Consider the following 26,432-nt stretch of genomic DNA (forward strand, 5'->3'; position numbering starts at 1 on the left):
CAATTGATTCCTATATATTGACGGCACGACCGCCAAGGAAGGCCTCGGAAATCTGTGGATCGTTAGCGAGCGACTCGGCCATACCGGAGGTCACAACCTTACCCATTTCGAGGAGATAGGCGCGGTCGGCGATCTTCAACGTGTGCCGCGCCTTCTGTTCGACCAGCATCACCGTCAGCCCTTCCTTGCGTAGGGAGCCGATGAGGTCGAAGACGAAACTCGTCATCTTGGGCGCCAGTCCAAGGGATGGCTCATCCAGCAGCAGAAGTTTGGGTCGTGACAGCAGCGCCCGCGCGATAGCCAGCATCTGCTGTTCGCCACCCGACAGCAGGCTGGCGAGATTACCCCTGCGTTCGCGCAAGATCGGGAAGCGATCATACATCCGATTGATATCGATCAATGCTTCGGCATGATCCGAACGGCAATAAATCCCCATCTGGAGATTTTCTTCCACCGTCATGCGTCCGAGAATGCCACGTCCTTCCGGCACCAACGCGATACCGGCGCGAAGATTTTTCTCTGCCGCGTTGGGGCGCAGCTTTTGCCCCTCATAAGCAATGTCGCCAGTAAAGGGCAGGAGGCCGGCAATTGCGCGGACGGTTGTGCTCTTGCCGGCGCCATTGGCGCCGATCAAGGCTACGATCTCGCCGGCCTTCACAGTGAGGCTGATGCCGCGCACGCCCTGGATCGCGCCGTAGCGGACATTGAGGTTGCTGATTTCAAGCATCAGTCTTCACCGCCGAGATAGGCATCCAGTACCGCAGGGTTTGTGCGGACTGAAGCGGGGTCGCCTTTGGCGATCATCTGGCCGAAATCGAGCACATAGAGATAATGGCAGAGGTTCATGACGAAGGTCATGTCGTGTTCGATCAAGAGGATGGTCAGGCCGTCCTTGCACAATTCGATCAGCAGAAGCCGCAGCTCATGGGCCTCGTCGTGGTTCATACCGGCGACCGGTTCGTCCAGCAGCAGCAGCTTCGGCCCGGCGGTAAGAGCACGGGCCATCTCCACCTTGCGCTGGATGCCATAGGGCAGGGACTGTGCGATGCGGTCGCGAACGTTTTCGAGCCCGAACGTCACGAGGGCTTTTTCGGCCTTCTCGCGTGCCGCGGGATCGGCCCAGCGTGTCGGCAGCAAGCGCCGCCAGGTGGCATCGGTGTGTGGCTGCGCGACCAGCAGATGCTCCCACACCGTCATGCCGGCGAAGAGGCGAATATTCTGGAAGGTACGGGCGATGCCCGTGCGGGCAATCTGATACGGCAACAGTGACGTGATCTGTTGCCCCTCGAAATAGACGTCGCCCGCGCTCGCCTGATAGGCGCCGGTGATGACATTGAAAATCGTCGTCTTACCGGCGCCGTTCGGGCCGATGATGCCGACCACACGGCCCTTCGGAATATCGCAACTGACATCGTTCAGCGCGCGAATGCCGCCAAATGAACGCGTGACGTTGGTCAGTTGGAGCAACGGCTCTGGCATCGGCGTCATCATGACGTCTGTTTCCGCAAGCTGAAGAGACGGAACAGATTGCGATCGAGAATGCCCTGCCGTCGTGTCAGCAGCACAAGGATCAGCAAGGCGCCGAATGCCGCCAGCCGCCAATCCGAGATGAAGCGCAGCATTTCCGGCAGCATCACCAGAAGGCCGGAGCCGATCACAGCGCCCGGTGCCACCGTCGAGCCGCCGAGAATGACGGCGAGCACGAATTCGATCGAGCGATCGAAGCCGAAATTGGCCGGTTCGATATAGACGTGATGATGCGCGAACAGGCCACCCGAGATCGCGGCGACCGCAGCGCCGAACCCGAAGGCACCGATCTTTGTTGCCGTGGTGTTGAGGCCGACGAGACTGGCCGCGGTTTCGTCATCGTGCACGGCGCGCATTTCCAGCCACAGCCGCGATTGTTCGAGCAGCATCACCAGCAACAAAATGCCGCCGGCCCAGGCCCAGATATAGGTCACCGAAATATGCTTCATGCCGCTGAAGCCGCCCGAGCCGCCCATGGTTTCAAAATTCAGGAAGAAGCTACGCACCATCTCGCCGAAGCCGAGCGTGGCCATGGCGAGGTAGATGCCTTTCAGCCGCAGGGCGGGAAAGCCGATGATGACGCCGATGACGCCTGCGAACACCGCCGCGATGAGCAGCGCCGATGTCAGCGGCAATCCCATCTCGACGGTCAGATAGGATGTCGCGTAAGCGCCAATGCCCATGAAGCCGGCATTGCCAAGCGACAATTGTCCGGTGGCCAGGATGATATAGACGCTCAACGCGCCGAGCAGCAGAATGCCGGTGTCGGCCAGAAGGCCTGCATAATAGGTCGACATCAGACGCGTGGTCCTTGATCAGTCCGTGCGCCGCCGAGAATGCCTTGAGGGCGCAGCAGGAGGATGAGGATCATCAGGCCGTAGACAACGAAGTCGCGGATCTGCGAGCCGCCGTAAGCGACGGTCATGACCTCAGCGATGCCGATCAGCGGGCCGGCGACCAGTGCGCCCCAGATGCGGGTCGTGCCGCCGATCACCATCACGGCGATCGCCTTGAGTCCGGTCTCGACGCCGACATAAGGCGTGATCGCCGCATAATGCAGGCCGACCAGAACGCCGGCGGCGCCGGCGAGCAATCCTGAAAGGATGAAAGCGATCAACATCAACCGGTCTGCCGGGACGCCGAGAAGGCGCGCCACATCGCGGTTCTCGGCGATAGCGCGCAGGGCGCGGCCAATGGAGGTGCGTTGCACGACGAAAGCAAGTAGCGCGACCAGAACGATTGTTGCGCCAAGCACCAGGAGCTGCATCGCTCCGATGGAGACCGGGCCAAATTCAAACCGGCGTCCCAGAAATTCGGCAGGGAGTTGCAGTGGGTCCGAGCCCCAGACATTGGTCGCCACATTCTGCAGGATGATCGAGAAGCCAAGCGTCGAGAGCATCGGCGTAATGACTGGCGTATTGCGCAGCGGCTCGTAAGCCACCTTCTCGATCACGACTGCGATCAGCGCAGCGCCGCACATGCCAGCCAGAATCGCGAGCGGCAGGGGTAGCTGCGCAACAATGACGGCGAAACCGATATAGCCACCGATCATGAATAACTCGGCAATCGCGAGATTGAGAATACCGAGAATGCCCATGACCAGGGAAAACGAGAGAGCGATCAGGGTGTACACGGCCCCCAGAGTGAGCCCGTTTACAAGTTGCTGGAGTATCACGTCATCGCCTCGCGCCTTATCGCCACAAGTCTTGGCAAAGAAATAGAAGCTGGCCGGACCAAATGTCCGGCCAGCTTGAACATGAAATTATCAGGAGCCGCAGCCGCCGCCAGAGGCTGAGCTACAACCGCGCACTTTGGTTTCCCAGGCGCCGTTCTTGCCCTCGACGATATAGAACGCCTTGATGGCATCGCCGTCTTCATTGAAACTGATGGGACCGCCAAGACCCTGGAAACCCTGCAGCTTGGCCATGTAATCGCGGATCTTTGCGCGATCTTTTTCAAGATCTTCCGGCTTCGCGGTGATGCCGGCTTTCTTCGCGGCCTCGATATACATGCCAACGATCTCATAGATATTGGCGTCGTACATGCTGGGCTCGATTTCCGGAGGCAGGTTCGATTCCTTGCGCAGCAGCGGCTGCAGCGCGGCAACGAATTTCTGCGCGCCTTCCGCTTTCTGTGTCGCATAGAACGTCGCAGGAGCCACCAGCGGGATTTCGGGCGCAGCCTTGAGAATGGCCGACGATATCAACTGTGTTGCGCCGACCACAGGCTTCATCAAGCCTTGGCGTTTCATCTCACGAAGGACGGTGACGGCCTGGCTGTAATCCGCGCTGACCACGACACCGTCGGGATTGAGTGACTTCAGCTTGGTGACTTGCGCGCTGACGTCGAGATCGCCGGTGTTGAAGGACAGGAGATCGTTTTCGTTCAGGATCTGGATCCCGTTTTCCTTGACAATCGTCGGCATGATGCGGGTGCCAACGGTCGCAGCAGTCGCATCCTTGGCATCGTAAATCACCGCGATGGTTTTGATGTCATAGGCCTTCTTGAAATAAGGCACGGTCGTCTTGGCGAGGATGCCCTCGTCGATCGTGTTGCGGAATGCCCAGGGACGGTTGGCCTTCGCCACGCCCGGCTTCGACGATGCTTGTGACGTCGATGCGATGCCCAACTGATTGGCAACAGGGAACACCACTTCACAAGCCGAGCTGGTCAGCGGACCAGCAACAGCCAGAACCTTGTCGTCACCGGCGAGTTTGCGCAGCGAATTGGTGGATTGGGCGGGCCGCGCGGCATCGTCGTAAATGACGAGCTTCAGTTTTGCGCCGTTGATGCCGCCGGCGTCGTTCACCTGCTTTTCGAGCATCTTCAGCGTGACGGTGTTGGTGCGTCCCCACTCGGCAAAGTGTCCGCTGCTCGGAACGATCGCGCCCAGCAGGACTTCGCGGCCTTTCAGCTCCTGCGCCTGCGCGGCGTGCAAAGCGAACACCGAAATGCCCAGAAAAAGTGCGGCAGTGAAAACTGATCCGAACTTGCGCCTTGTTACATTACTCATCGTCAGTATCTCCCAATTGGTTCGCCGTGCCGCAGAGAAAAGCGGGCAACAACGAGATCGATGCGCGAGGTGTACGGCTTCTGCCGCCGCCATCATGCTCATGGATTGACCGGTGTTGACGTGAAATCCGATTTGATCCTCCCCAGGACATGCATTCTTCAGGCCAGAAAGGATAACATCAATTAGCTATCTTGAAAAGCTTCTGGAGCTAGGTAATAGTCCCGTGCGCTCGGCCACCAAATCAAGTCCGGCGCCGCTGGTTTCAGCGCTGGTGGGAATATCGAGCGCGGGGCAAAATTCTTGCATCGCCCTGACCGAAATAGACAAGGAGCGGACGAATGACGATCTGCAAAACGGGCGCGCAACATATCAAGTCGCTGCAGGATGGCCGCACCGTTTATCTCGACGGCAAACTGGTTGCGGATGTGACTACCCATCCCGCCTTCCGCAATTCCATACAATCGTCGGCGACGCTGTATGATTTTCAGGCCCACCCAGACAACCTCGAGCTGATGACCTTCGAGGTGGACGGCTCCGGCCGCCGCGCCAGCCGTGCCTGGGAGATGCCGAAGACCTACGAGCAGATGGTGCGGCGCCGTAAAGCGCTGCAGGCCTGGTCGGGCGTGTCCTATGGTTTCATGGGTCGCTCCCCGGATCACGTGGCGTCAGCCCTTGTCGGTCAATGCATGGGTATCGAGCTGTTCAAGCAGCACAGTCCGGACCGTGCCAAGGCGCTTACAGATTATTTCGACTACGCCAGGAAGAGCGATCTCTTCATGACGTATGTGATCATCAATCCGCAGGCGGAGCGGGCGAAGGATTGGGGTGAGCAGGATGAGGATCTGGTCGCCCGCATCGTCGATGAAGATTCGTCGGGTATCACCATTCGCGGTGCCAAGATGCTGGGCACCTCATCGATCATGGCAAATGAGGTTCTGGTTGCCAATTTGCAGCCGCTGAAGCCGGGCGAAGAGGATCTCGCTTTCTCGTGCGCCCTGCCGATGAATACGAAGGGATTGAAGGTCCTGTCGCGCAAGTCTTACGAGGCGTCCGCGACCTCCGTCTATGATAATCCGCTGGCATCGCACTTCGATGAGAACGATGCATTGATGTATTTCGATGATGTGAAGGTGCCGTGGGATCGTCTCTTTGTGTACCGCGACACGGCGATGTGCGCGACGCAGTTCCACGGGACGCCGGGGCATTCCTACCAGAATTATCAGGCGCAGATTCGGCTGACGGTCAAGTTGACCTTTCTGCTGGCATTGGCGAAGCGGATCGCAGATACGATCGGCACGACGAATATCCCCTCGGTGAAGGAACAGCTCGGGTTTCTTGCATCGCAAGTCGGCATGGTGAATGCGATGCTGGCCGGCATGGAAGCGGAGGGGGCGCAGTACGGCGAGTGGTATGTGCCGAACAAGCACTACATGTATTCGGCGCAAGTCATCACGCAGGATCTCTACCCGAAGATCATCAACATCATCCGCGAACTGGCGGGCGGCTCTCTCATCATGCTGCCGTCCTCGCTGCACGACTTCAGCGATCCGAAACTCGAAGCGATCATCGGCAAGACACAGCGCTCGGCAATCATGTCGCCCGAGCAGCGCGTGAAGTTCCTGAAAGCGGCTTGGGATGCGGTGGGCTCAGAATTCGCATCGCGGCATACGCAATATGAGATGTTCTATGCCGGTGCGCGGTTCACAACTGCAGGCCACAGCTTCCGGACCTATGATTGGCAAAAGGGAGCCGCCATGGTCGACCATTTGCTGGGATCCTATCAACTGTCCGATGAATTGCCGTCCGCCGCGTCACAGCAGCGTGTTGCGGGTTAGGCCATGATTGGAAGGATAACCGGCATTCGGGTGAGCTCGTGAGGTCGCTCAAAAAATGCGAATTGTTCCAGTGAGTGCACGCGCCATGCCGGCACCGAGCAGTCCACCAATAACTTTGAACTCGAAATCATGCAGGACGCCATGACGACCGCGCATGAATGATTGAGAATACTCCAAAAACACAGCTCCCAAAATGATGACCGTGCATACGATGAAGAAGCGCTTCGGCTGAGCAAGCGCTAGAAAAGACCCAAGAACGAGAAATCCGATAAAGCGATCGACATTTGCGCCGGCGAGTTGCGGGCGCCAGCTAACGGGGCCCAGTGTTATCAGCGCGATGAGCCCAATAAGTGTGCAGGCCGTGATGGCCAGTATCGTCTGGTGCGACAAAAGGTGTGGCTTTGCAGCCAATATTTCCTGATTCTTCAAAGGGTACATCTCGCGATCATAAATATCTTCACGCCATAAATCGTCGCCACGCCGTGAGTTTAAAGCGGCTGCCAATTCAGACATTCAGACCAACGCCCTGGTCGATTGGCTTTCCTGGACTTCAATAAAAGCCCCGAGGCAGGACACTGCCCGGGGCGAAAGTCATCACTGATGCGAGGAACTCTATCTCGCTGAATTGACCTCGCAATCAGCCAAAAGGCCTAGTTATCAGACCCGCACCGCAACAGGTTTGCCGGTTCATTCAAAAAAAAACGCCCGCATCGAGCCATAGAAGTGCGTCCAAAGTGACAAAGGACGCGCAACCGATCATGGTCGCACGTCCTTGCTCGTGTCACCGGCCCATGCCGACAAATGCGGCATGGATCTGGGATCAGTCGTGATAGGCCGGTTGCGTCAGCGTCGGGGCCAGGCTGGGCGAGGTTTGAGTCGACGTGATTGTGCCGGTGCTCGGGCCGGAGCTGGCATAGTTTGCCGCCGCATACTGGGTGACCAGATCGAGCGTCTGATTTGTTCCGGTGGTGGTGGTGCTTGATGCCGCGCTGGTGGCTGATTGTTTGGCGACGAGGCTAACATTATCGTAAAGGGCTCCCAAGCCATCGACGCTCTGGGTGCTCGTTTCACGGAATGTGAGCCGATCCTGGCCGCCGGTGCCGGTCACCGAGAACTTATAGGTTGACCAGTTATTGCCAGGCGGAATCGTCGCGACGACAGAATTGTTCCACAGAACTTCAATGTCGCTGGAAGAGCCTGCGAAACGGGTTCGCGCATCGAAGGTCAGCTCGTAGCTCTGTCCCGCCACGGTCTTCACGGTCTGATAAAATCCATCCCTGGCACCGAGATAGTCGAGTTCACCAAAGTTGTTACCTTCGGTGGCCTTCACGCCGTTGAGGTTGTTCCAGAGTTCGATCGTGCCACCGGCAATCGCGGTCCATCCTGGAACGGAGTTGAAAGCGGCCCACGTACCGGAACTGACGGTCGACTCCTCGAATGAACCGTTGACCAGAAGGTTTTGGCCTGGACTGGTTACGGGCGGTGTCGTCGTTGTCGACGAATTTATGGTCACGTTCGTTTGTGCGGAAGCTGCGCTGGTATTGCCGGCAACGTCGGAGGACGTGGCCGTGAAAACGTGGGTTCCATTCGTCAATTGAGCGGTCTGGTAGCTCCAGTTTCCGCTCGTATTGGCTGTGGCGACGCCGATCTGGGTCGTGCCGTCAAATACTTTAACGGTGCTGCCGGCTTCGGCGGTGCCGGTCAGGGTCACTTGGTTCGCAGTCGTGATCCCGTCGCCCACGACGCCAGTGTCCGGTGTAAACGACATGATTTTCGGTGCCACCGGTGCCACTGTGTCGATCGTCACATTCAGCACAGACGATGTCACGGTTTTACCGGTCGTATCTGTCGTACTCGCCGTCAAGGCATGCGCAGCATTCGACAATTGCGGGGTTGTGAAGCTCCAGTTTCCGCTGGAATTCGCCGTGGCCGTACCGATCTTGGTTGCGCCATCGTACACACTGACGGAGCTTCCGGCCTTCGCCGTGCCAGACAATGTCAGGGTCGAGTCGTTCGTTATTCCATCGCCCGCAACACCGCTGTCGGTCGTGTACGACAGGATCGTCGGCTTGGCTTCTGGTTCGGTCGTTGACGCTCCGACCAGAGGCGGAGGAAGATCGGCCAGAAACTGTGCGGTCGTTGTTGAGTAAAAAGCCAGCGTGGTCCATTCAGTCGACAATTCGGACCAATTGCTCGTGCCAGCCGCCGGATTGTTGCTGAAGTCGGTCAGGAAAGGGGCGTTGGCATCGCGCCACCAGTCAGCACCAACATTGGCAACCAGATTCAGGTTCGGATCGGTGACCCTCATATCCATCTGGACATAGACGGCGTCGACCATGCCGGCCGTGTAAGTCCCACGTGCATTATACCAGAAATGATCGTTGTAACCGGTTGGAGGGGTAGAAAAGGATGTGCCGCCGCCGGGCAGCGCCGTCGATTTCATCGACAACGCACTTCCGGAGAAGTCGTTGACGAAATGAGCGCCCGACATTTGGACTTGCGCCTGATTCTCAACCAAGACCCATTCGCCGGTCTTGAGATGAACGTAGGTCTTCGCATTTGCGACTTCGACCCTCGCGCTTGGGTTCGTATAAGCAGGCTCTCCGGCCTTCTGATAAACCGACCCCCAACCGGTAACGGATGTGAAATTCGACGGAGGTGCGCTGAAAACCTTCAACACGCCATCATACCATCCCCAACTCGAAGGGACGCCAACCGGCAGCCCTTCGCTCTTGCCCACGGTATTTTGTGCGATCACATCTGTGAGTGAAATTGCCATTCCATTTTCCCCTAAAATGTCGCGCTCTGAGTTGTTGAACTCAGCCCAAATGCGACGACCAACTGCGTCGGCCGCCTATCCCCTCCGGTTTATGGAACCATGAACGGTTAAAGAGCGAAGTCTTCGGCGTAGATTAGATCGTCCCCCTGAGAATTACCGAGACTGACTCCTACATTCGCAAATTTTTTGGACACAACTGGGCACTGTCACAACTCATACGCGGTACACAACGTCAGAACGCGAATCGAAACGCTGTTCGTCTGTCCATAATTGGGACAGTCGCAATACAATTTGTCGTCAATGTGGTTTTGATCCCCAGGTGCGCCGTCTTCCTTGGGGCTGGAGCTTCGACATGGAAGCCATCCCCGAACCCGTTGCTCACGCCGTCATTAATTGAAAGCCACGCAAAAAAGCAGGCGCGGCCAAGCCGTTAGAACGAGCTGCTTCAGGTCATAATCAGAAACACACGCATCCGGATAGGGGCCAGTAAACCCTATGGTATCGCAGGCCGCGACGGTTTGAAGCAGAGAAGGGGGGACTGGAGTATCGTCATGGTATTCGGCGCGATTTCGACGCGCAATGCGGCGAAAAACTCAAGAGTCGCCGAGTAAAAGCTGGACGCGCTTGTGTCGGTTCGACAAGCGGCGGCGGAGGACTTGCCTGTAGCTCGGAAGTGCTCAAGGAATAGAAGCGAAGAGTGGACCATTCCGTCGTGAGCTCAACCCAGTTGCTCATTCCAGCCCCCGGATTGTTGGAGAAATTTCGTAAAAAATCAGCGCCTGTGTCGCGCCACCAATCGGCCCCAACATTGGCAACGAGACTGACGTTCGGATCGTTCGTCCTCATGTCCATCTGGACATATACGCCGTCGACGCTTCCTGCCGGGAAAGTGCCGCGCTCACTGAACCAGAAATGATTGTTATATCCGATTGCAGGGGCTCCAACGGCCACACTGCCGTCCGGCTGTGTGTTTGAACGCATCTCCATGTTCGGTTGGGGCGAAAAGTCCGCAACAAAGTGCGAGCCGATGATTTGAAGTCTGGGTTGGTCTTGTATCAAGACCCATTCACGCGTGGCCTTGAGGCGAACATAGGTTCTCGCATTTGCAATTTCGATCGTCGCGTCTGGATTCGAATATGCAGGCGCCCCGGCTTTTGGATAGATCGCTCCCCATCCTGTGACCGCTGTGAAATCGGACGGTGGCGCGCTATAGCCGGCCGGCTTGTACGAGCCACGGCACCACGCAAAGCGCTTGGGCACCCCGGCGGCATAGCCTTCGCTATAGCCAGGGGTATTTTGAGTGATCGAATCCAACATCGGTGAAGTGACCGTGATCTCCTTCTTCCGCCTAAAGACCGGAACCCTCGGGTTAATCGGCTTATCCGAAGACGCATCAAGGTCCCGGACCTGATGTGCCAGGATGGCGGTACCGCTGAATCCAGCCAGATGATTTATCCAAAGTTCACAATGGCTATTGTCCGTTGCGGTAATGTTTCTTTCGCCATCCAAAGGCAACTTGAAATCGCCGTAATAGCAGCCAGCCTGCGCCTGTGCAGGAGGCGTAACGGAGATGGATTGAAGGCCGAGCGACATACCGGCCAACCAGAACAGGGCAGCAGATCCTCTCGAGACAAGATGTCGGCCGAGAGCCCCAGCGAGCGCGAGTGACAGCAAAACAATGATGGAGACGCAAAAGCTGTGCAGCATAGTGATCGCTCGTGCGAACCAAGGATTATGCGTTGCGTCGATCAAGCTCGCACGGCACTCAACATGTAGTGATAATTATGATACTTGCGCACGAACTCCGAACCGCTGAGCGACGTGTAGATGCGATGGCTTCGCTCGCTGACCGTTGGATATGCGGTGTGCGGATAGCATTTTATGTCTTCAAAGCCCAAGTCGCGAAGGATCGCCATCACGCGCCATACGTTCGTCGGGAACTCATAATCGGCCGGGCGATGGGTGGAGCGCTTAAGCGTGTGATAGGTGGATCGCAGCGATCGGTAGACAAATCGGGGCATGAAAATCGACTTTGCCATCTGGAAGAGTCCCCATGCATTGGGGTCCTCCAGGAACAGCGTTCCTTTGGGCTTAAGCAGGTCCCGAAACGAGCCGAGCAGCTCGGGTAACCGCTCGCATTCGTGGTGGATCACATCGATGGAGATCACGTAGTCGAAGGCGCCGGCCCTGAGCGGCATGCGGTTGACGTCGCCGTTGACGCAAGACTGTGCCCCGAAGTCCTTCCGCAGATTGGCCAGCATGTCGAAGACCAGATCCATATTGACGAATGTATGACCCTGTTCTTCAAACTCCGCGAAGCTTGGATCGAACCCGCAACCGATATTGACGAACTTTTTGTTGGGCCCGCTCACGACAGAGCGCACCATTGCGAAAAACTCACGCTTGGAAAGAGCCCATTGGTTGAGATTGAACTGCTCCTCCGGAAGTTGCTCCCGCGATTTCATCATCTGCGCGAGATGCTGTTCTTCTTCGAAATGCTCCGTGTTGACGTCATCGGAAAGGAGGACGGGGATACCCTCTTTGACCTCGTAGGAAGCCGCGCAGCTCGTACATTGCAGCCCGTGCGGACTTTGCATCAATGTCGCGTGGCACTTGGGGCATGCCAGCAATTCCAGGAGGGCCGGATCTATCTGCGTCGCCATGAGGCCCGGCAGGTGAGACAGCTCCGCACGTTGCACAACGCTCTGCATAAGTTTCTCCGTCTATCTGCAATCAGCAACAGGTACGCCGCCAAGTCTACGAGATGGCAGGCCTCCAGAGCGCGATGCACGTCGCCTTGTAGTGCCTGAAAAGCCAGCGCCATCGGTCGAGGGCGGAAAGCCAAAAGCCGAATTTGGGAAAAGGAATGATGGTGCGGACGACGCGGCGCGGGAGAAGCAGCGGATCATTGACCAGTTCTTGCGCAACAGTTGGCCCTTCGACAATTCTGCCATCCAGCAATTTCAACTGGCGAAAGAGTGAGCTGAGTTGTTCGATATCCGGGCGTAACAGAGTATCGATTGGATCGGGATGGTACGGATAGCTGTTTGGAACTGTGACCAGGAGAACGCCCCCCGGGGGGACGAGTGTTGCCAAGCGTTCGGCCATGGGCAATGGCGAGGGAACGTGCTCAAGCATATTGGAGCAAAGGATCGTCTTTGCCTTCAGGCGCCGCAGCCGCTCCAGATCGTCATCGTTCATGATATCGGCCACGATATCGACGCCGGCTGCTGCCTTGATGTCTGTGTGGACGACCGGCACGCCGCGTCGCGCCAAGGGACGAAATATCTGCTCATCGACAAAAGGTTGAATTCGTGTGCGAACGTCCGCCGTCGAACTTCCGATATTGAGGACTGTGCCCAAGGCGTCATTGTCTCTCTGCGCAAAGTAGGCAGAAAGCCATTTGGCCTCACTGACGAGCACGTCATCCTCCATCCCTGGAAAGCTGTGGCGAGCATTTCCTGTGAAAGAGGATAACGGTTGCGGCGACGGCGGAGTTGACGATCCTCAACACCGCGCGAGGCGGGCTGGCCCCCCGTTAAGACGGGATTTGACCGAGCTGGCTTGTGTCAGGTCCAGAGCGAACCGGGCCTGGGCACCTCAATCGAGGGGGGGCGGGGTCAAATGAACGGCGGTTCCTCATCCACCGATCGACCGTAGTTGACGAATATCAACTAGCCATGGCGCGGCGGCGGCATCCTTGCGATCTGCGCGCGCAAAGCATTCCCCCGCTGCTGTTGGGCCAGTTAGTGGCCGTTTCAGGCATGAGGCGCTGAGCGCGCGGAAAAACGGAGCGATGCTCCGGGAGAACGTGTGCCCCTTATCCTGCGGGAGCTGTGGACGTCATGAATGGAAAGTTGGAAGAGCCCACGACGTTTCAGGAGTGGCGCAAACGTCATTACGAAATTGAGAAGCAATATGCTCGTCAGATCCTGGAAACGCCGAAGGGCTCGGATGAGCGGCGTCAGGTTTTCCAACAAGCTTATAGCGACGTTATTGGTAACATCATCGAGATCTATGATCCGGGCTGCGGTGAGACAAAATATACCGACACCGTCGTCAATATCGTGAAATCGTTGCTATCGTTGTCGGGCAAGCATGCTGCCAAACATATGACGAAGATCTTCGATTTGGGCTGCGGCAGCGGTCATTTATTGGTGGCGCTCGCGAAGGACGGATACAATGTTTACGGCATTGATGTATCCGAAGCCTCCATCGTGGAAGCCAAGAAAGATCTTGGTCCATTCGCCAAATCGGACCAGGTTCAAAATGGCGATGTTCTCGATTACAATCCTCCAACCAAGTTCGATATCATTGTCATGGACAATGTGATTGAACATCTGGTTCCGGATGAAACCGCCGACATACTCGCGAAGTGTTACGAGATGCTCGACGAAGAAGGTTATCTCGTCGTTCTCACGCCGCATTCTTTCTCCGGACCACACGACATCAGCAAATACTTTCTACCCTTCGGGTCGAAGGCTGAGGGGTTTCATTTGAAGGAATTCTCGTTCACCGACATGAACCAGTTCCTCAGACAGGCGGGTTTTGAGGAGGTCTGGGGCTTTCCTTTCCATCCCAGACTGCTTGGTAAATATAACGTGACGCCCAAGCCGTCCGAATGGGCCGCGCGCAAAAGCATGGCGCTGGAAAAAGTAGCCCAACGTGGACCTCTTCCGAGGCTTCTCAGGCTGGGGCGCGTATCCGCACGCATGGTTACGGCGCTCGCGTTTCCCGCTGTTGCGGTGGGCGTGAAGAAAGCCGCCGGTCAGTCCACCAATGGCGCGTACTCGATGTGAACGGTGACCGCAGACACTCTCAAAAGGATCAGCCCAAGCCATTGGAGCATAAAGAGGCGATCAATGTCTGGTTTGTTCAAAATTGTGTCACCCTTCATGAAGCGATTTCGGATATCGCGTGCCAGGCGGATTAAACGCGTATTCCCGGATATCAATAACCGCTCGATCGCTGACGTCGGAGGCTCGCTTCATTTTTGGCGCTTTGTGAAATCAGAAATGCGACCAAAGCAAGTAACGATCTATAATATTGCCCTGGACGGTGAGTTTGACGCTGCGAATATTGGGCAAGAGGCAGGCAACATTCAGACCACAGTCTATGACGGAAAGCGAATTCCGGTCGACGACAAGCAAATCGATATATTGCTTTGCAATTCAGTCATAGAACATGTTCCGCCGCGTGAACGATCTGGCTTGGCACGCGAGATCAGCCGTGTTGCAAGGAATTATATCATACAGACACCGGCGAAAGAGTTCCCCGTCGAGCTCCACTTTCTCATGCCGTTTCTGCACTGGCTGCCGAGACCCGTCGGGCGTGCCCTCGCGAAATTTACGCCATTTGGGTTGACTCAACGCGATGCTGCATTAGTGCAGCAATATTTCGATGGGACCAATCTGCTGACTGCAAGGGAATTTCGAAGCTTGTTTCCCGAAGGGCAGCTTGTCATCGAACGTTTCCTGTTCATCCCCAAGTCCTACATGATCATCAACAAAACCTGAAGTATATGACCCACTCCCTGCTCAGCGAGCGGAACCGTGACCGAGGCTCGGACTGGAATCCAAAGGAATTGCTACGAAGCATAGCCTCGGTTTCTGACGGGCAATGCCGCAGGCACGTTATTGCTAAGGTGCGATCGATGCGATCGCGTGAGACAGGAGTGAACGATGTCGCCCTCCAACGTTTCGGCTGAAGCTGCAGACCGCCCCTTAGTCACGATCGCCATTCCGACATTTGATCGGGCTGCGCTATTGAGAGGGTGCATTCAGTCGGCCTTGGCGCAAACCTATGAGAATATCGAGGTTCTCGTATCTGATAATGCGTCACCGGACGACACCCAACAGGTGTTGCGGGAGTTCAACGATAAAAGGTTGCGGGTGCTGACACAGGAGACAAATATCGGTCTCCTCCCAAACTGGAATGCGTGTTTGGCGGCGGCTAAGGGCGAGTATGTCGTTTTCGTTTCCGATGACGACAGAATAGCGCCGTGGCTGATCAGTAGATGCCTCGAGATCGTCGAACAACAGCCGACGATTCCGATTGTTGTTACGTTGTGCAATTTTCGCATGCCGGAACTGAGGCAAACGAGACCGCCTCATAAAAGTCGGCTCATTCGAACGGGTATTACGGATGGGACCGACATATTGTTGGAATTTCTGAAAGACGAGGTCACGGTCGCGATGTGCGGCATCTTGCTGCGGACCGAAGTGTTACGGTCAGGAGGAGGCTTTCCTCTCGATTTTCCTCACACGGCCGATGTCGCTGCGTGGGCACCGGTTCTATGCGGAAACAAGGCAGGTTTTATCAACGAGGCATGCGCGACCTACAACTTTCATCGAGAATCGGAGACGGCCAGGTTGGGGGTCACGCAAATTCTGCTTGATGCTTGGAAGATGGTAAATCGCATTTCGCATGCCGCTGACAAGAGGATAGAGGACGAGCAGCTGCGTGAGACTGTTAAGCTGGAAGCAAGGCGCGGCTTCGCCCGGCGTAGCCTCGCTTACCTCGCGCACTATCGTAGCAATGGCGCCAGTCTGAATGACGTTGCCACATTCGTGTGGCGCTTCCGGGACAATATGATTGTGGTCGACAAATTGTCGCTCGTCAGATTCATCGCGATCGTTCTTTGTCCAAGGCCCCTGGCCGACGGAATTCGATACATCAGGAAAACCCTGGCGGGAGGGTGGCGAGATCGTCAAACCGCTGTCAAGCTCGGGTAGCGACCTTCGTCGTTAGTTTTAGCGTATTATTCTATGCAGATTTTCACGCATGACAGCCAGGCGATCCGGATCGTGCCTTTTGCGGTCGACGATCAGTTCTCGCCGAGAAAGCCGAGGTCTAAACAGTGGATCACGGTCTCGTCTGTAATCGGGCATTGAGTTTTCGTCCCAAATGCCGCGAAGGATGCTTCGGTCGCTAGGGCCTGTATAGAGCGCGTCGTGAGCGGAAGTTCACTCCCGCTGCAAAGTAGCTGGAGAGGAGATCAATTTCGCAGGCAGGTGGCCGTGCTTACTTGCACCATCGCCTGCTCGGTGCTTGGCAGCAGTCGGTATGGCGCATGTGTCCCGCCGAAATGGCCGTTTTCACGCAACACGGCGTCTTTTAGGGAGCTCTCTGTCGGGCATGGCGGCGAAGCGGCCCGCATAAGTAAAATAGAGCGTCATTGATGGAAAGTGGTCGATCAGGTTCTCCGAGAAGAAGTAAATCAACAAAACCATGAAAAGAACTTTGGTGTGGCCGGTCTTCAGACTGAAGAGGACGTGCAGCAGAAAGCACGAGAAAATAAGGAGGTTCAGAGGGCCATATTCTGCGAGAATACGCAGGTAGTCGTTATGCGGCACGAACTGCAAGACGGTCAGATGCTGTGATTGTCCGATCCCGTACCCAAAAAGCTTTGTTATGAAGCTGCCGCTCGAATAAATATCCCAGATATTCGCCCAATGAATGATGCGGAAGAAGCCCGACAGATCCGTTGTTCCGGTAAGTTCGACAAGTCGCCTGAATGACATCCTGGAAACGTTGTCAGGTCCCAAGTCGACGAGCAGACTCATGCTATTGAAAGTTGCCAAAGCCCGGTCAAAAGCACCTACCCAGAGGGCGACGACGGCAACGACGGCAAAGACGATCAAGCCAATGATTGATTCTTTTCTTAGCGGGATTACGATCCATAGGCATATGGCGGCTACGGTCGCTACAGCTACTCCGATTTTGTTCATCAAGGCGACATTCACGAATTGAAGGAGTATTGCGCGCATGCCGAGCTGTGTCGCCATGGTGAAGATGAGAGCCGAAAAATATAGTGTGGCCGCATTCGCGTTGGCGAAATAGGAGAATGTATTTCCTATGTTCAACTGGACGAACTCGGGAACCCGGCTGCTGCCGATCGTGAGGAAGAAGAGGATCGGTAGCCCTGCAAGAAAGTACACATATCGAATTTCAGCCGGCCGGACCTGTGTTGCGCGGGCATATCCGGCGGCGTAAAATACATAGATGGAAAGATATTTTATTCCGTCCGTGATCGAAGAGTTTCCAAAATTGAAGAGGATGCTCAAGAAGGTGAATATGCAGGCCGCGACAATATAAACGATGTTCGTGGTGCTGTTATTCTGCGACCGAACGACGGTAAAGCCCGCGTACCCAATCAGCATGATGCAGGCAGCATTGCTGATGGTATTGAATAGCGGCGAATTTAGTAAATGATACAGGACGGTAAAGATATTGATGATGATGATCGAAACGAGGATCGTCGTGAAGTAGTGTGGGGTGGCCAATTCGTTGGCGCGACGTTCTGTTCCGATGTCATTTTCAGTCAAGTACGCCATCTAGGATCCTGCAAGCGTTCGCAATCGGCTCAGCCAACGGCGTTGTCGGCCCAGGTTCTAAAGGTCAACGTGGCCGACATTACTCCGCCGCCTGCAGTTCTCTCTTGTACCGGCGTAACGATTGTCTGCTGAACTCCACCATCGTGTTGTCGACATCCTCCTGTTCTTCTTCGTGGCTAAGATCGTGTAGCCGCTTCAGCTCTAGCATCACGATAATTGCCGAACCCAACGCAAAGCCACCAAACAGGGCAAGGAATACAAGATGCGATACATGGGGAAACGTTTGGCCTAGCGGGGCGGCCGCGAGTTGAACAACTCGCAAGCTTGAGAACTGTGATTTTTTTGCGATGTCGGAACTGATCTGTTCTTCGCCCATCCGCGTTCCGTAATGATCAGCCGCCGCTGAAGCTCGAGTGAGCAGGCGTTTCAAACGATCGTATTCAGCTTCCTTCGATGACAGAGAAGCGAGCTCCGAATTGACTTGCTCGATCTCGACGCCGATCAAAGTCTCCATCTTTGCGAACCCGCTCAATTCTGTGTTGATTTTCAAGAGGGTCGCCATCGCGTCTTGGTATACGCGCACGAGAAGAAGGGGAGGAGCCTCCTCAAACTTCGAAGGTGTGCTTGGGTTGGGCCGGAACTCGGAGCCACCGAGGGTGCTCACGATGTTGGACACAGTTTTTGATTGAGTGACAGGCTTTAAGGCTGCCAACTGGTCCAACATTGCCTGTTTTTGACCCTTTCGCTCTTCGATCAAGCCGCGTGTCGTCGCCAGCTGTGTTGCGAGATCGTTGGCTCGCTTGAGAAGCAGGTTGCGTTGATCGGCGACAGAGTAGATCGAGGCTGCGACCGAAAAGTTTTGAAGGTCGGCAGCTGCTTTCTCAGCTTCCAGTTCCAGTCGCTTGCTCTGTTGCTGGAAAAATACCTCGGCCCCCGGAATCTGCACCAGATCAGCCTGCACGGCGACCAATGAATTTGCCAGTTGGTTCAGGAACTCGGCTGCGATTTTCGGATTCGGATAGCGGAAGGAAATACGAAGAAGGTCGGACCGGCCTTCCTGTTTCGCGGAGATGAGACCGCGCAGCGCCGAGACGATTTCCCGGTTCTCGTTCTTAGTCTCACTCTCTTTGGCCTCGCCTCCTTTGGCTTCACTCCCTTTTTGATCTTGGGACGGATCTTCGAAATAGGCTGGTAGTGCGTTAGACAAATAGGACTTGGCCGCCACGCGCAGCTTGAACAATAAGGGGGCTTCTTCGTCCGGGAACAGTCGCTCGTAGCCGATATTGGTGGCGGCCATCTGGATGACGTGATCGGTGGCACCAATTCGCGCAAGAGAATCGATGCGGGCTGCGAGATCGACCCCCTCTCCCAGGTTGCCGTTGTCTGGATTGGCTGCTCGATCCTTGATGCCTTGGCCGACACGCAATAGCGTATATGCCTCATAGCGCTCGCCGATCATGCCGTAGACCAGGAAGGCGCCGAACGACGTAAAAAGAATCGCGGTGTAGATGATGAGCTGCCGGCGCCACAGGATCGGCAGGATGTTGGCGATCAGATGATCGTAGCCATGCTTGCGATTTTGCACTGCCAGTTCTCCGGTTCCACACGCGGCCTCGTCGGGCGCCGAATACGCGAATCAATCAGAGACGGCGCGCACGCCCAGTGTGATTCATGCGTGCCTTGCACATCGATGAGTTGACGGTTGTCAAATTCTGCGCTGGCGCTCTGCCTAGATTTCGCAACGGCGTGGGAGAGCTGACGGCGTTAAAGCCCGTTCCGCAATAGCAATGACAGGCAGGAGAAGGAAATGAAGGTAGTCATTCTTGCCGGCGGTTACGGAACACGACTGAGTGAGCACACGAGCGTGGTGCCCAAACCGCTGGTTGAGATCGGTGGCCGGCCCATCCTTTGGCACATCATGAAACTCTACTCCTATCATGGGCTGAATGAGTTCGTGATCTGCTGTGGTTACAAGGGGTCTATCATAAAGGATTACTTTCTCAATTACCTGCCTCATCAAGGCGATTTCACCATCGATCTGCAACGCAATCGGATTGAGACACATCGCAATGAAAGCGAGCCATGGTCGGTAACACTGGTCGACACCGGCGAAAAAACGATGACCGGTGGCCGGCTCAAGAGGGTGAGAGACTATCTCGGGAATTCGACCTTCTGCCTCACTTACGGTGATGGCGTCAGTGACGTGAACATCCGCGAATTGATTACTTTCCATCACCAGCAAGGCGCGCTTGCGACCGTTACGGCGGTTCAGCAGCCTGGGCGTTTCGGCGCGCTTAACCTGTCTTCGGACCGCCCTCGCGCCACCAATTTTCGCGAGAAGGATTCGCGTGACGGGCAAGTGATCAATGGCGGCTTCTTTGTCGTGGAGCCGGAGGCGATCGATACCATCGACGGCGACGAGACAAGCTGGGAGCATGAGCCGTTGGCCCGTTTGATCGAGCAGGATCAGCTCGCAGTCTATCGCCATCGCGGGTACTGGCAGAACATGGATACGCTTCGCGACAAAGCGGTTCTGCAGGAACTATGGGATACGGGCGCTCCGCCCTGGTGTGTTTGGGATAAGGCGGAAGCTGCGTCTTCCAAAGAACCATCCAAGCCAGCACAACCCGAAAAGGCCGATCAGGCTCACTTTTAAAAGGAAACTACGATGCGGATTCTTTATACAGGCGCAGACGGCTATATCGGTGCGGTGCTCGGCCCGAAGCTGCTTGATCGCGGTTATGACGCCATCGGGATCGACACCGGACTTTATCGACGCGGTTGGTTGTTCGATGACGGGCGGACCCGGCCAATGGTCATATCTAAGGACATTCGCCAGCTACCTGAATCGGGGCTGACTGGATTTGATGCCGTCGTGCATCTGGCTGAGCTTTCCAATGATCCTTTGGGAGAGAACGATCCCGAAATTACGATGGAGATCAATCACCGCGGTTCGGTCGAGTTTGCGAGGAAATGCAAAGCGGCGGGTATCTCGCGTTTTGTCTATGCGTCGTCATGCAGCATCTATGGTGCCGCGGGCGCTGAAATGAAATCAGAAACGTCCCGTTTCGATCCAAGAACAGCTTACGCACGCTGCAAGGTGATGGTTGAAGCCGATGTCAAGCAGATGATGGATTCGCGGTTCACGCCGGTATTTCTGAGGAATGCCACAGCTTTTGGTGCATCGCCTCGTCAGCGTTTTGATCTCGTTTTGAATAACCTGGCCGGCTTTGCATTCACGACAGGGCAGGTTCGTGTTATGAGCGACGGAACGCCATGTCGCCCCCTCGTTCATGTTGATGATATTTGCGAGGCGATTTGCTGTGCGCTCGAAGCGCCGCGAGAGGCGGTGCGCGGTGAAGCGTTCAATGTTGGTACTGAAGCGCAGAATTATACGGTTCGTGAAATTGCTGACATCGTCGGCGAGACGTTTGCCGGAAGCGAAGTCACATATGGCCCGAGCGGCGGAGATGATCGCAGCTATCGTGTGTCTTTCACGAAGATCAAGGAGCGCATGCCAAGTTTTCGTTGTCAGTGGAGCGCACAGCGTGGTGCAGCTCAATTAAAGACTGTTTTCGAGCGGATCCAACTGGATGACGCGACATTCAATTCTCCGCCATTCACGCGTTTGTCCGAACTGCGGCATTTGCGTAGCACCGAGCAACTCGATCCGCGGCTTTTATGGACACCAATCAATGAGGTGGTTCCTGTTGCAGCAAGCGTCTGACGCTCCCGAAAATCCAGTGCTCGCCAAATTTGATCGATCGCTGAACAGTCGTCTTCAAAGCAAAGGACAGGCTTGACGGAGCGGAGCGAGCTTTGGCCACCAATCCGCAATCCGGACCTTGCCCATCAATGTCAATGTATTGAGCTTTCTCGAAAGCAGCCGAGGTATTGCTGCTATTTTCGTGTTGCGTGCCGATGCTGCAACGCAACAATTATTGTCCACATAATTTCTTGTTTGTCTTGGCTCAGCCACGATCACGATTTCGCGCCACGTTCGTGTACGATCAATAATCTATATATATTTCAGTACCTTAAACGAAAGTTCTGGGCGAATCAGGAACTTTGACCCGATCAGAAACAAAGACTACGATTTTACATGTCAAGTCCCTCTCCCGTTTATTGCGATGCGATGAAGCCGCGGGCGACGGGAGGAAATAGCCGGAGGAACTGCGCTCTTTTTAGTTTAGTGATTCTGGGAGGGAGTCGTGGCTCTGATCTTGGTAGTCGATGATCATAGCGTATACCGGGGGGGTCTCCGTAGTGTGATTGAGGCGAGAGTTCAGCAGGCTTGCGTTTTCGAGGCCAACGACCTCTCTGCGATGCGTGAATATGCCAAGGCAAAGCGCTATTTCGATCTGGTTCTTATCGATTCAAAAAGCCTGAGCCACCATTCGTTGGGATTGGTGCGGGAAGTACACGAACTCAGTCCTGCGACGCGCTTTGCCGTGATGTCCACGTCAAATACGCGGGCAGACGTGCTGACTTGTCTTTCCGCCGGCTTTCATGGCTTCGTGAACAAGCTTCAATCAGCGGAAGAAATATTGGCAGCGGTCGGTGATCTGCTGTCGGGGCGGATTTATGTCCCCCGCTGGCTGGCGGATGGCGACGATAGCCGAGCTGATGCGGACTCTCACGCGTGGAAAGCCACCTCCGTGGATCTCTTTCGGCTGACGCCACGACAGAATGAGGTTTTGACTTTGCTGGCACAGGGCATGTCCAACAAAGAAATTGCTCATAAGCTTCACATATCAGAAGGCACGGCAAAGATTCATACTGCGGGACTCTTGCGGGCTATCGGCGCCCGCAACCGGACTGAAGCCGCATTCAAGGCCGCAAATTTGCTCGAGGCGAGCAGCCGTGCGGCCAGTCAGTCACAAGCTGTGACGCCGATTCCCAAAAGGCTGAATGGCACGAGCGCCTGAAGCCATAGCCGCAAGCGACAGGACGATACGGAGCGGGTCAATCCGTTACGGTTTTGTTACCTCTCGCGGTAAGGCGAAGATCAGTCTGAGTCGCCAGAGTGTTATTCCGAAGAAGGTCATCAGGATGGCTGCTCCTGCGCCATATAGCCCGAGCAGAGGCAGCAATGAGATCTGGGCGACGATCATGAGGATCACTGATGCGACATTGGTGATCGTCATGATGCGATCGCGATGAGCAGTAAAGAGAACCATCGCGCCGGCGTCGGCAATATTGCGCATTCCTAACGCTGCCATGATCAGCCAGAAAGCTGGAAGATGGTCGGCGATCGAGGGTTGTTTGAGAAGCGGCAAAAGGACGTAAAAAGCCCCTCCGGTGGCGAGCCCCAGAACCACGGTGACCCAAGTTGTGGTTCTCAGAAAGTTGCCGGACAGGTACCGGTGCTTCTCTGCCCCTGCATGATGCGCTTTAATAAGGAGAGGTCGCTGTAGCTGAAGGACTGTCATGCTGACGAGGTTGCTAGCCGCACTCGCCACCGACCAGTACAGAAAATAGATTCCGGCAAGCTCGAGCCCCAGAAACAGTGTGACCAGATAACGGTCGATATACAGGCTTGCAACGAAACTGAGATCGCTGATGTAGATCAGAAAAGAATTTTTGATCGTTTTCGTGATCCAGGACAGTTCAAAAGGAAAAGCAAAAGCAGCCTTCCATGGCCATGACAGATTGGTGAGGAAAAACAACGCGACCGCCGATGCGCTGCCGGCCAACCAAAAGCCGAAAAGGGCAGGAAGAGACCGGAAATGCTCGTCCCATATCGCGATGGGAATATAGACTAAGATCCACGCAGAACCGCGGAGGAAAGCATTGACGTTGGCCGCAAGGGGGCGCTCGAGATTCGAGAGAAGCTGGAATACGTCGTTTCCGAAATGCTCGAAAATCATAATGATTATGATGAGAATCCATAGCCCTGATATGTCGAAGACAGCCGTCTGAATAGCTGCAACGATAAGCGCCAGCGCATACACAGACGCGGTAAAGGACCAATAGTGCCGCAAATGGTTCGTCAACTGGCCTATCGGTAGAACGACGGCGTCACGCATGATGACGTGTACCATGCCCAGGCCGACGATGACGGGTGCGATCGCGACGGCGCCTACGGCAAGTCCATATATGCCGAGTGACGATAGATCCAGGTAGCGGCCAACGAAGATGGCGAGGCCGAACTTGCAGGCCATAACGCTCGCGCGCATAGCCAAGATGACGACTGAAGTGGTTATGCCTTTGCTTAACAGCCGAGGCATATTGGTGTCCTGCTATGTCGAGGCGGTTTGGATCGAGGCTTTATGATATCTGTTCGCTACAGGCTAATGCTCACGGTAGCACGATTTTTTCATTCTAAACGGCCAGTCCTGAGGAGCGCAAATGTTAACGACCACGGGAAAGCGATTCACACGATGTTCGATGATTGTTCGAAGAGACAGAATCCTTCAAACACGATTTCGCGACCGACTCACGATTTCGTGTGATCAATGTGTGTAAATAAGGAGCGCCTAGCTCCCGTCTTGTGCGGTCTTTGGCGATTTTCGCAGCATTGGGACCAAGGATATAGGCCGTCCGATTGATGGAATAGACCGTGTGTCTAGAGCATCAGCCAGATTTAATTAAAGGTCAGCGCATGCAAGCCTCAAGCCTCGAGATGTCGGTCAACTACTGAGGGTGGATTATGCGTGCAGAAGCTCTTGCGCATGTTGGCTGTGTTAAGGTTCCGCCGCTCGCTTACGGCCTTCATCGAAACGACGTCGTCGTCGATAGTCGCCGCCTTTCAACAACGTCATTAGTTCCGCGAGGGCGTGCTCTCTTCTGGCAGGGTGAGCAACAGTCTCAAAAAATCGAAATTGTCGAGGGTGTCGTTCGGGCTGTTCGACTATTAGAGAATGGTAACCGGCAAATCCTGGCATTCTATTGGCCAGGCGATGTTGTCATGCCAACTCAATCGTCTTGCCAGCAGTTCACCGCCGAGGCCGTGACAAACTGCCGTGTTGTCCTGACGCCGACGTCAGGCATTTGTCATCAGGACGAACCATGCGGCGCTCATCAGGTTTTATCGGAAATGCTATCGCTCGTTCTGACAATGGGCCAGAAGAATAGCATCGCCAGAATAGCTTGGTTTCTTTTGCGTATCCGGCGACACTTACCGGAAGATCCGAGATTCGCCCGCGCGTTTCAGCTGATGTTGCCGCGGGCAGACATTGCGGACCACGTCGGTACCTCGCTTGAAACTGTTTGCAGAACACTGGCCGAGTTCAAGGTCAGGGGACTTATCGATTTGCCGAACCGGAAAACCATCCGTTTCATCAACCTGTCAGGTCTTGCCGAAGTCGCCGGAGATTGAAGCGGCTTAATTATGCTTCAAGGTCTAGAGGTTTCGAATGGCACTCGCACGCGAAGCGACCATGGCGAATAACCTCAATCGCCAGAAAAATCGCGAACAGATTGCAGTACCGATTTCGCTCAATACCATATCGCCGCTCGTCGCAATATTGGATTTCGGTTGGATCGTGCTTTTGGGGACCGCGGCCGGTCTCGCTTATCATGCCGCGGCTCTCGAAGGGAACGGGGAGATTTCGAACTATATCGGCTCGGGGATCGCAGTCGCAGCGCTTTACTCCGTATTTGCCCACGCGGCGCAGCTTTACAGGGCGTCGAATTTGCTTCGAATTAGATGGCAGGTGGGCCGATCGATCTTGGTCTGGCTGACAACATTTGTCTTTCTGGCCAGCCTGGTCTTCATTTTGAAGATTGGCGCGACGTTTTCGCGAGGCGCTATGCTGGCGTTCTTCACCAGCGGTTTGTTCGCCAACGCGATCGTGCGCTTTATCGTTGCGCGCGTTTGTACATATGTCATTGCCTCAAACATCTTAAAGCCAAACCGGGTCATTCTGATCGGAGTAGAGAACGATTTCGGCTCCCACCGGGCAACGTCGGCGTTGGAATGCTGCGGCTATGCCGTGGTAGGAGAGTTTTCGCTGCCGATCGGCCCAAATCAAACGATCACGAAAAAAGCCCTGCGCTCGCTTCTGCGTGAGGTCGTTCGTTATGTGCGCGATGCGAGAGTCGACGAAGTCGTTGTCGCCATTCCGTGGGACAAGCAGGATGTGATCGACGAAATAGAGTGCGAGTTGCGTGTGCTACCGCTTCCCGTCAAGCTCGTGCCTGACGATATGACAGAACGCATGCTCCGGCGTCCGGTGTTCGAGCTTGGTCCGACCAAGGTCGTTGAGCTCCAGCGCGCTCCGTTAAGCGCAACCCAGCGCAACCTGAAACGTACGATGGATCAGATTTGCGCAGCGTTGGGTCTGCTTCTTCTGCTGCCGTTATTCGGGGTGATCGCCGTCGCCATACGCCTCGAAACGCCAGGGCCGGCGATGTTTTTTCAGACGCGCGTTGGCTTCAATGGGCGCCCGTTCAAAATCTGCAAATTCAGAACAATGTCCACGCAGGACGACGGGCCGATAGTTGTTCAGGCCACGAGGAACGATAAACGTATAACGCGCTTGGGGAATTTGCTAAGAAGGCTGAGCATCGACGAAGTTCCTCAGCTTCTCAACGTGCTCCGAGGCGAGATGTCGTTGGTAGGTCCGCGCCCTCATGCGCTCGCTCACGACAACGAATATGACCGCCTTATCGCGACGTATGCGATCCGTCACAAGATAAAGCCAGGCATTACGGGCTGGGCTCAGGTGAACGGATTTCGGGGAGAGACGCCGGAATTGGGGATGATGAGGCAGCGTGTCGAAAATGACATTTGGTACATTGAGTACTGGTCGCTTGGGCTCGATATTCGAATCCTGCTGCTGACGATTGCGCGTGTCTTGAAATCGGATAATGCTTATTAGACGTCCATTTTCAAACGATAGCCCTCAAGACCCGCATCGATCCCAATCGCCTCATGTCGATCGACCGATGCTCAGCTTGAAACACTTCACGAGCATCATTCGGGGTCGGATAATGCG

General features: G+C 55.4%; 22 protein-coding genes. 9 read left to right on the forward strand and 13 right to left on the reverse strand.

The window, feature by feature from the left end:
* Positions 1-10: 10 nt before the first annotated feature.
* The 5 genes from CAK95_RS10690 to CAK95_RS10710 all read right to left on the reverse strand — a co-directional run bounded on the left by CAK95_RS10690 (position 11) and on the right by CAK95_RS10710 (position 4,540).
* The gene (locus CAK95_RS10690) at positions 11-727 is read right to left on the reverse strand and encodes an ABC transporter ATP-binding protein (RefSeq protein ID WP_086087903.1); all 717 of its coding nucleotides are present in this window, start codon (positions 725-727) and stop codon (positions 11-13) included.
* Positions 727-1,491, reverse strand: coding sequence for an ABC transporter ATP-binding protein (locus CAK95_RS10695; RefSeq protein WP_198343826.1), 765 nt, complete (start codon positions 1,489-1,491; stop codon positions 727-729). The genes CAK95_RS10690 and CAK95_RS10695 overlap by 1 nt, the downstream gene beginning before the upstream one ends.
* Positions 1,488-2,324, reverse strand: coding sequence for a branched-chain amino acid ABC transporter permease (locus CAK95_RS10700; protein ID WP_086087904.1), 837 nt, complete (start codon positions 2,322-2,324; stop codon positions 1,488-1,490). Before CAK95_RS10700 ends, CAK95_RS10695 begins: the two co-directional genes overlap by 4 nt.
* Positions 2,324-3,202 (reverse strand): branched-chain amino acid ABC transporter permease, encoded by an 879-nt coding sequence (locus CAK95_RS10705; RefSeq protein ID WP_086087905.1) that lies wholly within the window; start codon positions 3,200-3,202, stop codon positions 2,324-2,326. The genes CAK95_RS10700 and CAK95_RS10705 overlap by 1 nt, the downstream gene beginning before the upstream one ends.
* Positions 3,203-3,292: 90 nt before the next feature.
* A complete protein-coding gene (locus CAK95_RS10710) occupies positions 3,293-4,540 on the reverse strand; it encodes an ABC transporter substrate-binding protein (protein ID WP_157699588.1) in 1,248 nt (415 codons plus the stop codon).
* Between the two features lie 338 nt (positions 4,541-4,878).
* On the opposite strand from CAK95_RS10710, the gene CAK95_RS10715 reads away from it, so the two are divergent.
* Entirely contained in the window at positions 4,879-6,375 is a 1,497-nt protein-coding gene (locus CAK95_RS10715; RefSeq protein ID WP_086087907.1) for a 4-hydroxyphenylacetate 3-hydroxylase family protein, read from the forward strand.
* A 48-nt stretch (positions 6,376-6,423) separates the two neighbouring features.
* Here the strand turns inward: CAK95_RS10715 and CAK95_RS10720 are convergent, their stop codons facing one another.
* The 5 genes from CAK95_RS10720 to CAK95_RS10740 form a co-directional block, all read right to left on the reverse strand.
* Positions 6,424-6,888, reverse strand: a complete 465-nt coding sequence (locus CAK95_RS10720) for a VanZ family protein (protein WP_086087908.1) — start codon at positions 6,886-6,888, stop codon at positions 6,424-6,426.
* Between the two features lie 307 nt (positions 6,889-7,195).
* Positions 7,196-9,154 (reverse strand): Ig-like domain-containing protein, encoded by a 1,959-nt coding sequence (locus tag CAK95_RS29605; protein WP_086087909.1) that lies wholly within the window; start codon positions 9,152-9,154, stop codon positions 7,196-7,198.
* A 549-nt stretch (positions 9,155-9,703) separates the two neighbouring features.
* The gene (locus CAK95_RS10730; protein WP_147413625.1) at positions 9,704-10,906 is read right to left on the reverse strand and encodes a hypothetical protein; all 1,203 of its coding nucleotides are present in this window, start codon (positions 10,904-10,906) and stop codon (positions 9,704-9,706) included.
* Positions 10,903-11,865, reverse strand: a complete 963-nt coding sequence (locus tag CAK95_RS10735) for a methyltransferase domain-containing protein (RefSeq protein ID WP_086087911.1) — start codon at positions 11,863-11,865, stop codon at positions 10,903-10,905. Before CAK95_RS10735 ends, CAK95_RS10730 begins: the two co-directional genes overlap by 4 nt.
* A 46-nt stretch (positions 11,866-11,911) precedes the next feature.
* Positions 11,912-12,577, reverse strand: coding sequence for a class I SAM-dependent methyltransferase (locus CAK95_RS10740; RefSeq protein WP_157699589.1), 666 nt, complete (start codon positions 12,575-12,577; stop codon positions 11,912-11,914).
* A gap of 422 nt (positions 12,578-12,999) precedes the next feature.
* On the opposite strand from CAK95_RS10740, the gene CAK95_RS10745 reads away from it, so the two are divergent.
* The 3 genes from CAK95_RS10745 to CAK95_RS10755 all read left to right on the forward strand — a co-directional run bounded on the left by CAK95_RS10745 (position 13,000) and on the right by CAK95_RS10755 (position 15,888).
* Positions 13,000-13,953, forward strand: a complete 954-nt coding sequence (locus CAK95_RS10745; RefSeq protein ID WP_147413627.1) for a class I SAM-dependent methyltransferase — start codon at positions 13,000-13,002, stop codon at positions 13,951-13,953.
* Between the two features lie 63 nt (positions 13,954-14,016).
* Positions 14,017-14,670 carry a class I SAM-dependent methyltransferase gene (locus CAK95_RS10750; RefSeq protein ID WP_086087914.1) on the forward strand — a complete coding sequence of 218 codons (654 nt, stop codon included), beginning with the start codon at positions 14,017-14,019 and terminating at the stop codon, positions 14,668-14,670.
* 165 nt (positions 14,671-14,835) lie between these two features.
* Positions 14,836-15,888 carry a glycosyltransferase family 2 protein gene (locus CAK95_RS10755; protein WP_086087915.1) on the forward strand — a complete coding sequence of 351 codons (1,053 nt, stop codon included), beginning with the start codon at positions 14,836-14,838 and terminating at the stop codon, positions 15,886-15,888.
* A 363-nt stretch (positions 15,889-16,251) separates the two neighbouring features.
* On the opposite strand, the gene CAK95_RS10760 is transcribed toward CAK95_RS10755, so the two are convergent.
* Positions 16,252-17,490, reverse strand: coding sequence for an O-antigen ligase family protein (locus CAK95_RS10760; RefSeq protein WP_086087916.1), 1,239 nt, complete (start codon positions 17,488-17,490; stop codon positions 16,252-16,254).
* A 79-nt stretch (positions 17,491-17,569) separates the two neighbouring features.
* Positions 17,570-19,075, reverse strand: coding sequence for a GumC domain-containing protein (locus tag CAK95_RS10765; protein WP_086087917.1), 1,506 nt, complete (start codon positions 19,073-19,075; stop codon positions 17,570-17,572).
* A 222-nt stretch (positions 19,076-19,297) separates the two neighbouring features.
* On the opposite strand from CAK95_RS10765, the gene rfbF reads away from it, so the two are divergent.
* From rfbF to CAK95_RS10780, 3 genes are all read left to right on the forward strand, one after another.
* A complete protein-coding gene (gene rfbF, locus CAK95_RS10770) occupies positions 19,298-20,146 on the forward strand; it encodes a glucose-1-phosphate cytidylyltransferase (protein WP_086087918.1) in 849 nt (282 codons plus the stop codon).
* Between the two features lie 12 nt (positions 20,147-20,158).
* A complete protein-coding gene (locus CAK95_RS10775) occupies positions 20,159-21,217 on the forward strand; it encodes an NAD-dependent epimerase/dehydratase family protein (RefSeq protein ID WP_086087919.1) in 1,059 nt (352 codons plus the stop codon).
* Positions 21,218-21,701: 484 nt separating this feature from the next.
* Entirely contained in the window at positions 21,702-22,418 is a 717-nt protein-coding gene (locus CAK95_RS10780; RefSeq protein ID WP_086087920.1) for a LuxR C-terminal-related transcriptional regulator, read from the forward strand.
* Between the two features lie 45 nt (positions 22,419-22,463).
* On the opposite strand, the gene CAK95_RS10785 is transcribed toward CAK95_RS10780, so the two are convergent.
* On the reverse strand, positions 22,464-23,720 hold the full coding sequence (locus tag CAK95_RS10785) for a lipopolysaccharide biosynthesis protein (protein ID WP_086087921.1): 1,257 nt from the start codon (positions 23,718-23,720) through the stop codon (positions 22,464-22,466).
* 422 nt (positions 23,721-24,142) lie between these two features.
* Here CAK95_RS10785 and CAK95_RS10790 point away from each other — a divergent pair, with 422 nt between their 5' ends.
* Both CAK95_RS10790 and CAK95_RS10795 read left to right on the forward strand, forming a co-directional pair.
* Positions 24,143-24,811: a Crp/Fnr family transcriptional regulator gene (locus tag CAK95_RS10790; RefSeq protein ID WP_086087922.1), complete on the forward strand. Its 669-nt coding sequence runs from the start codon at positions 24,143-24,145 to the stop codon at positions 24,809-24,811.
* Positions 24,812-24,848: 37 nt separating this feature from the next.
* Positions 24,849-26,315, forward strand: a complete 1,467-nt coding sequence (locus CAK95_RS10795; RefSeq protein ID WP_086087923.1) for an undecaprenyl-phosphate glucose phosphotransferase — start codon at positions 24,849-24,851, stop codon at positions 26,313-26,315.
* The last annotated feature ends 117 nt before the right edge of the window (positions 26,316-26,432 follow it).

This window comes from Pseudorhodoplanes sinuspersici, from assembly GCF_002119765.1.
Taxonomy (GTDB): domain Bacteria; phylum Pseudomonadota; class Alphaproteobacteria; order Rhizobiales; family Xanthobacteraceae; genus Pseudorhodoplanes; species Pseudorhodoplanes sinuspersici.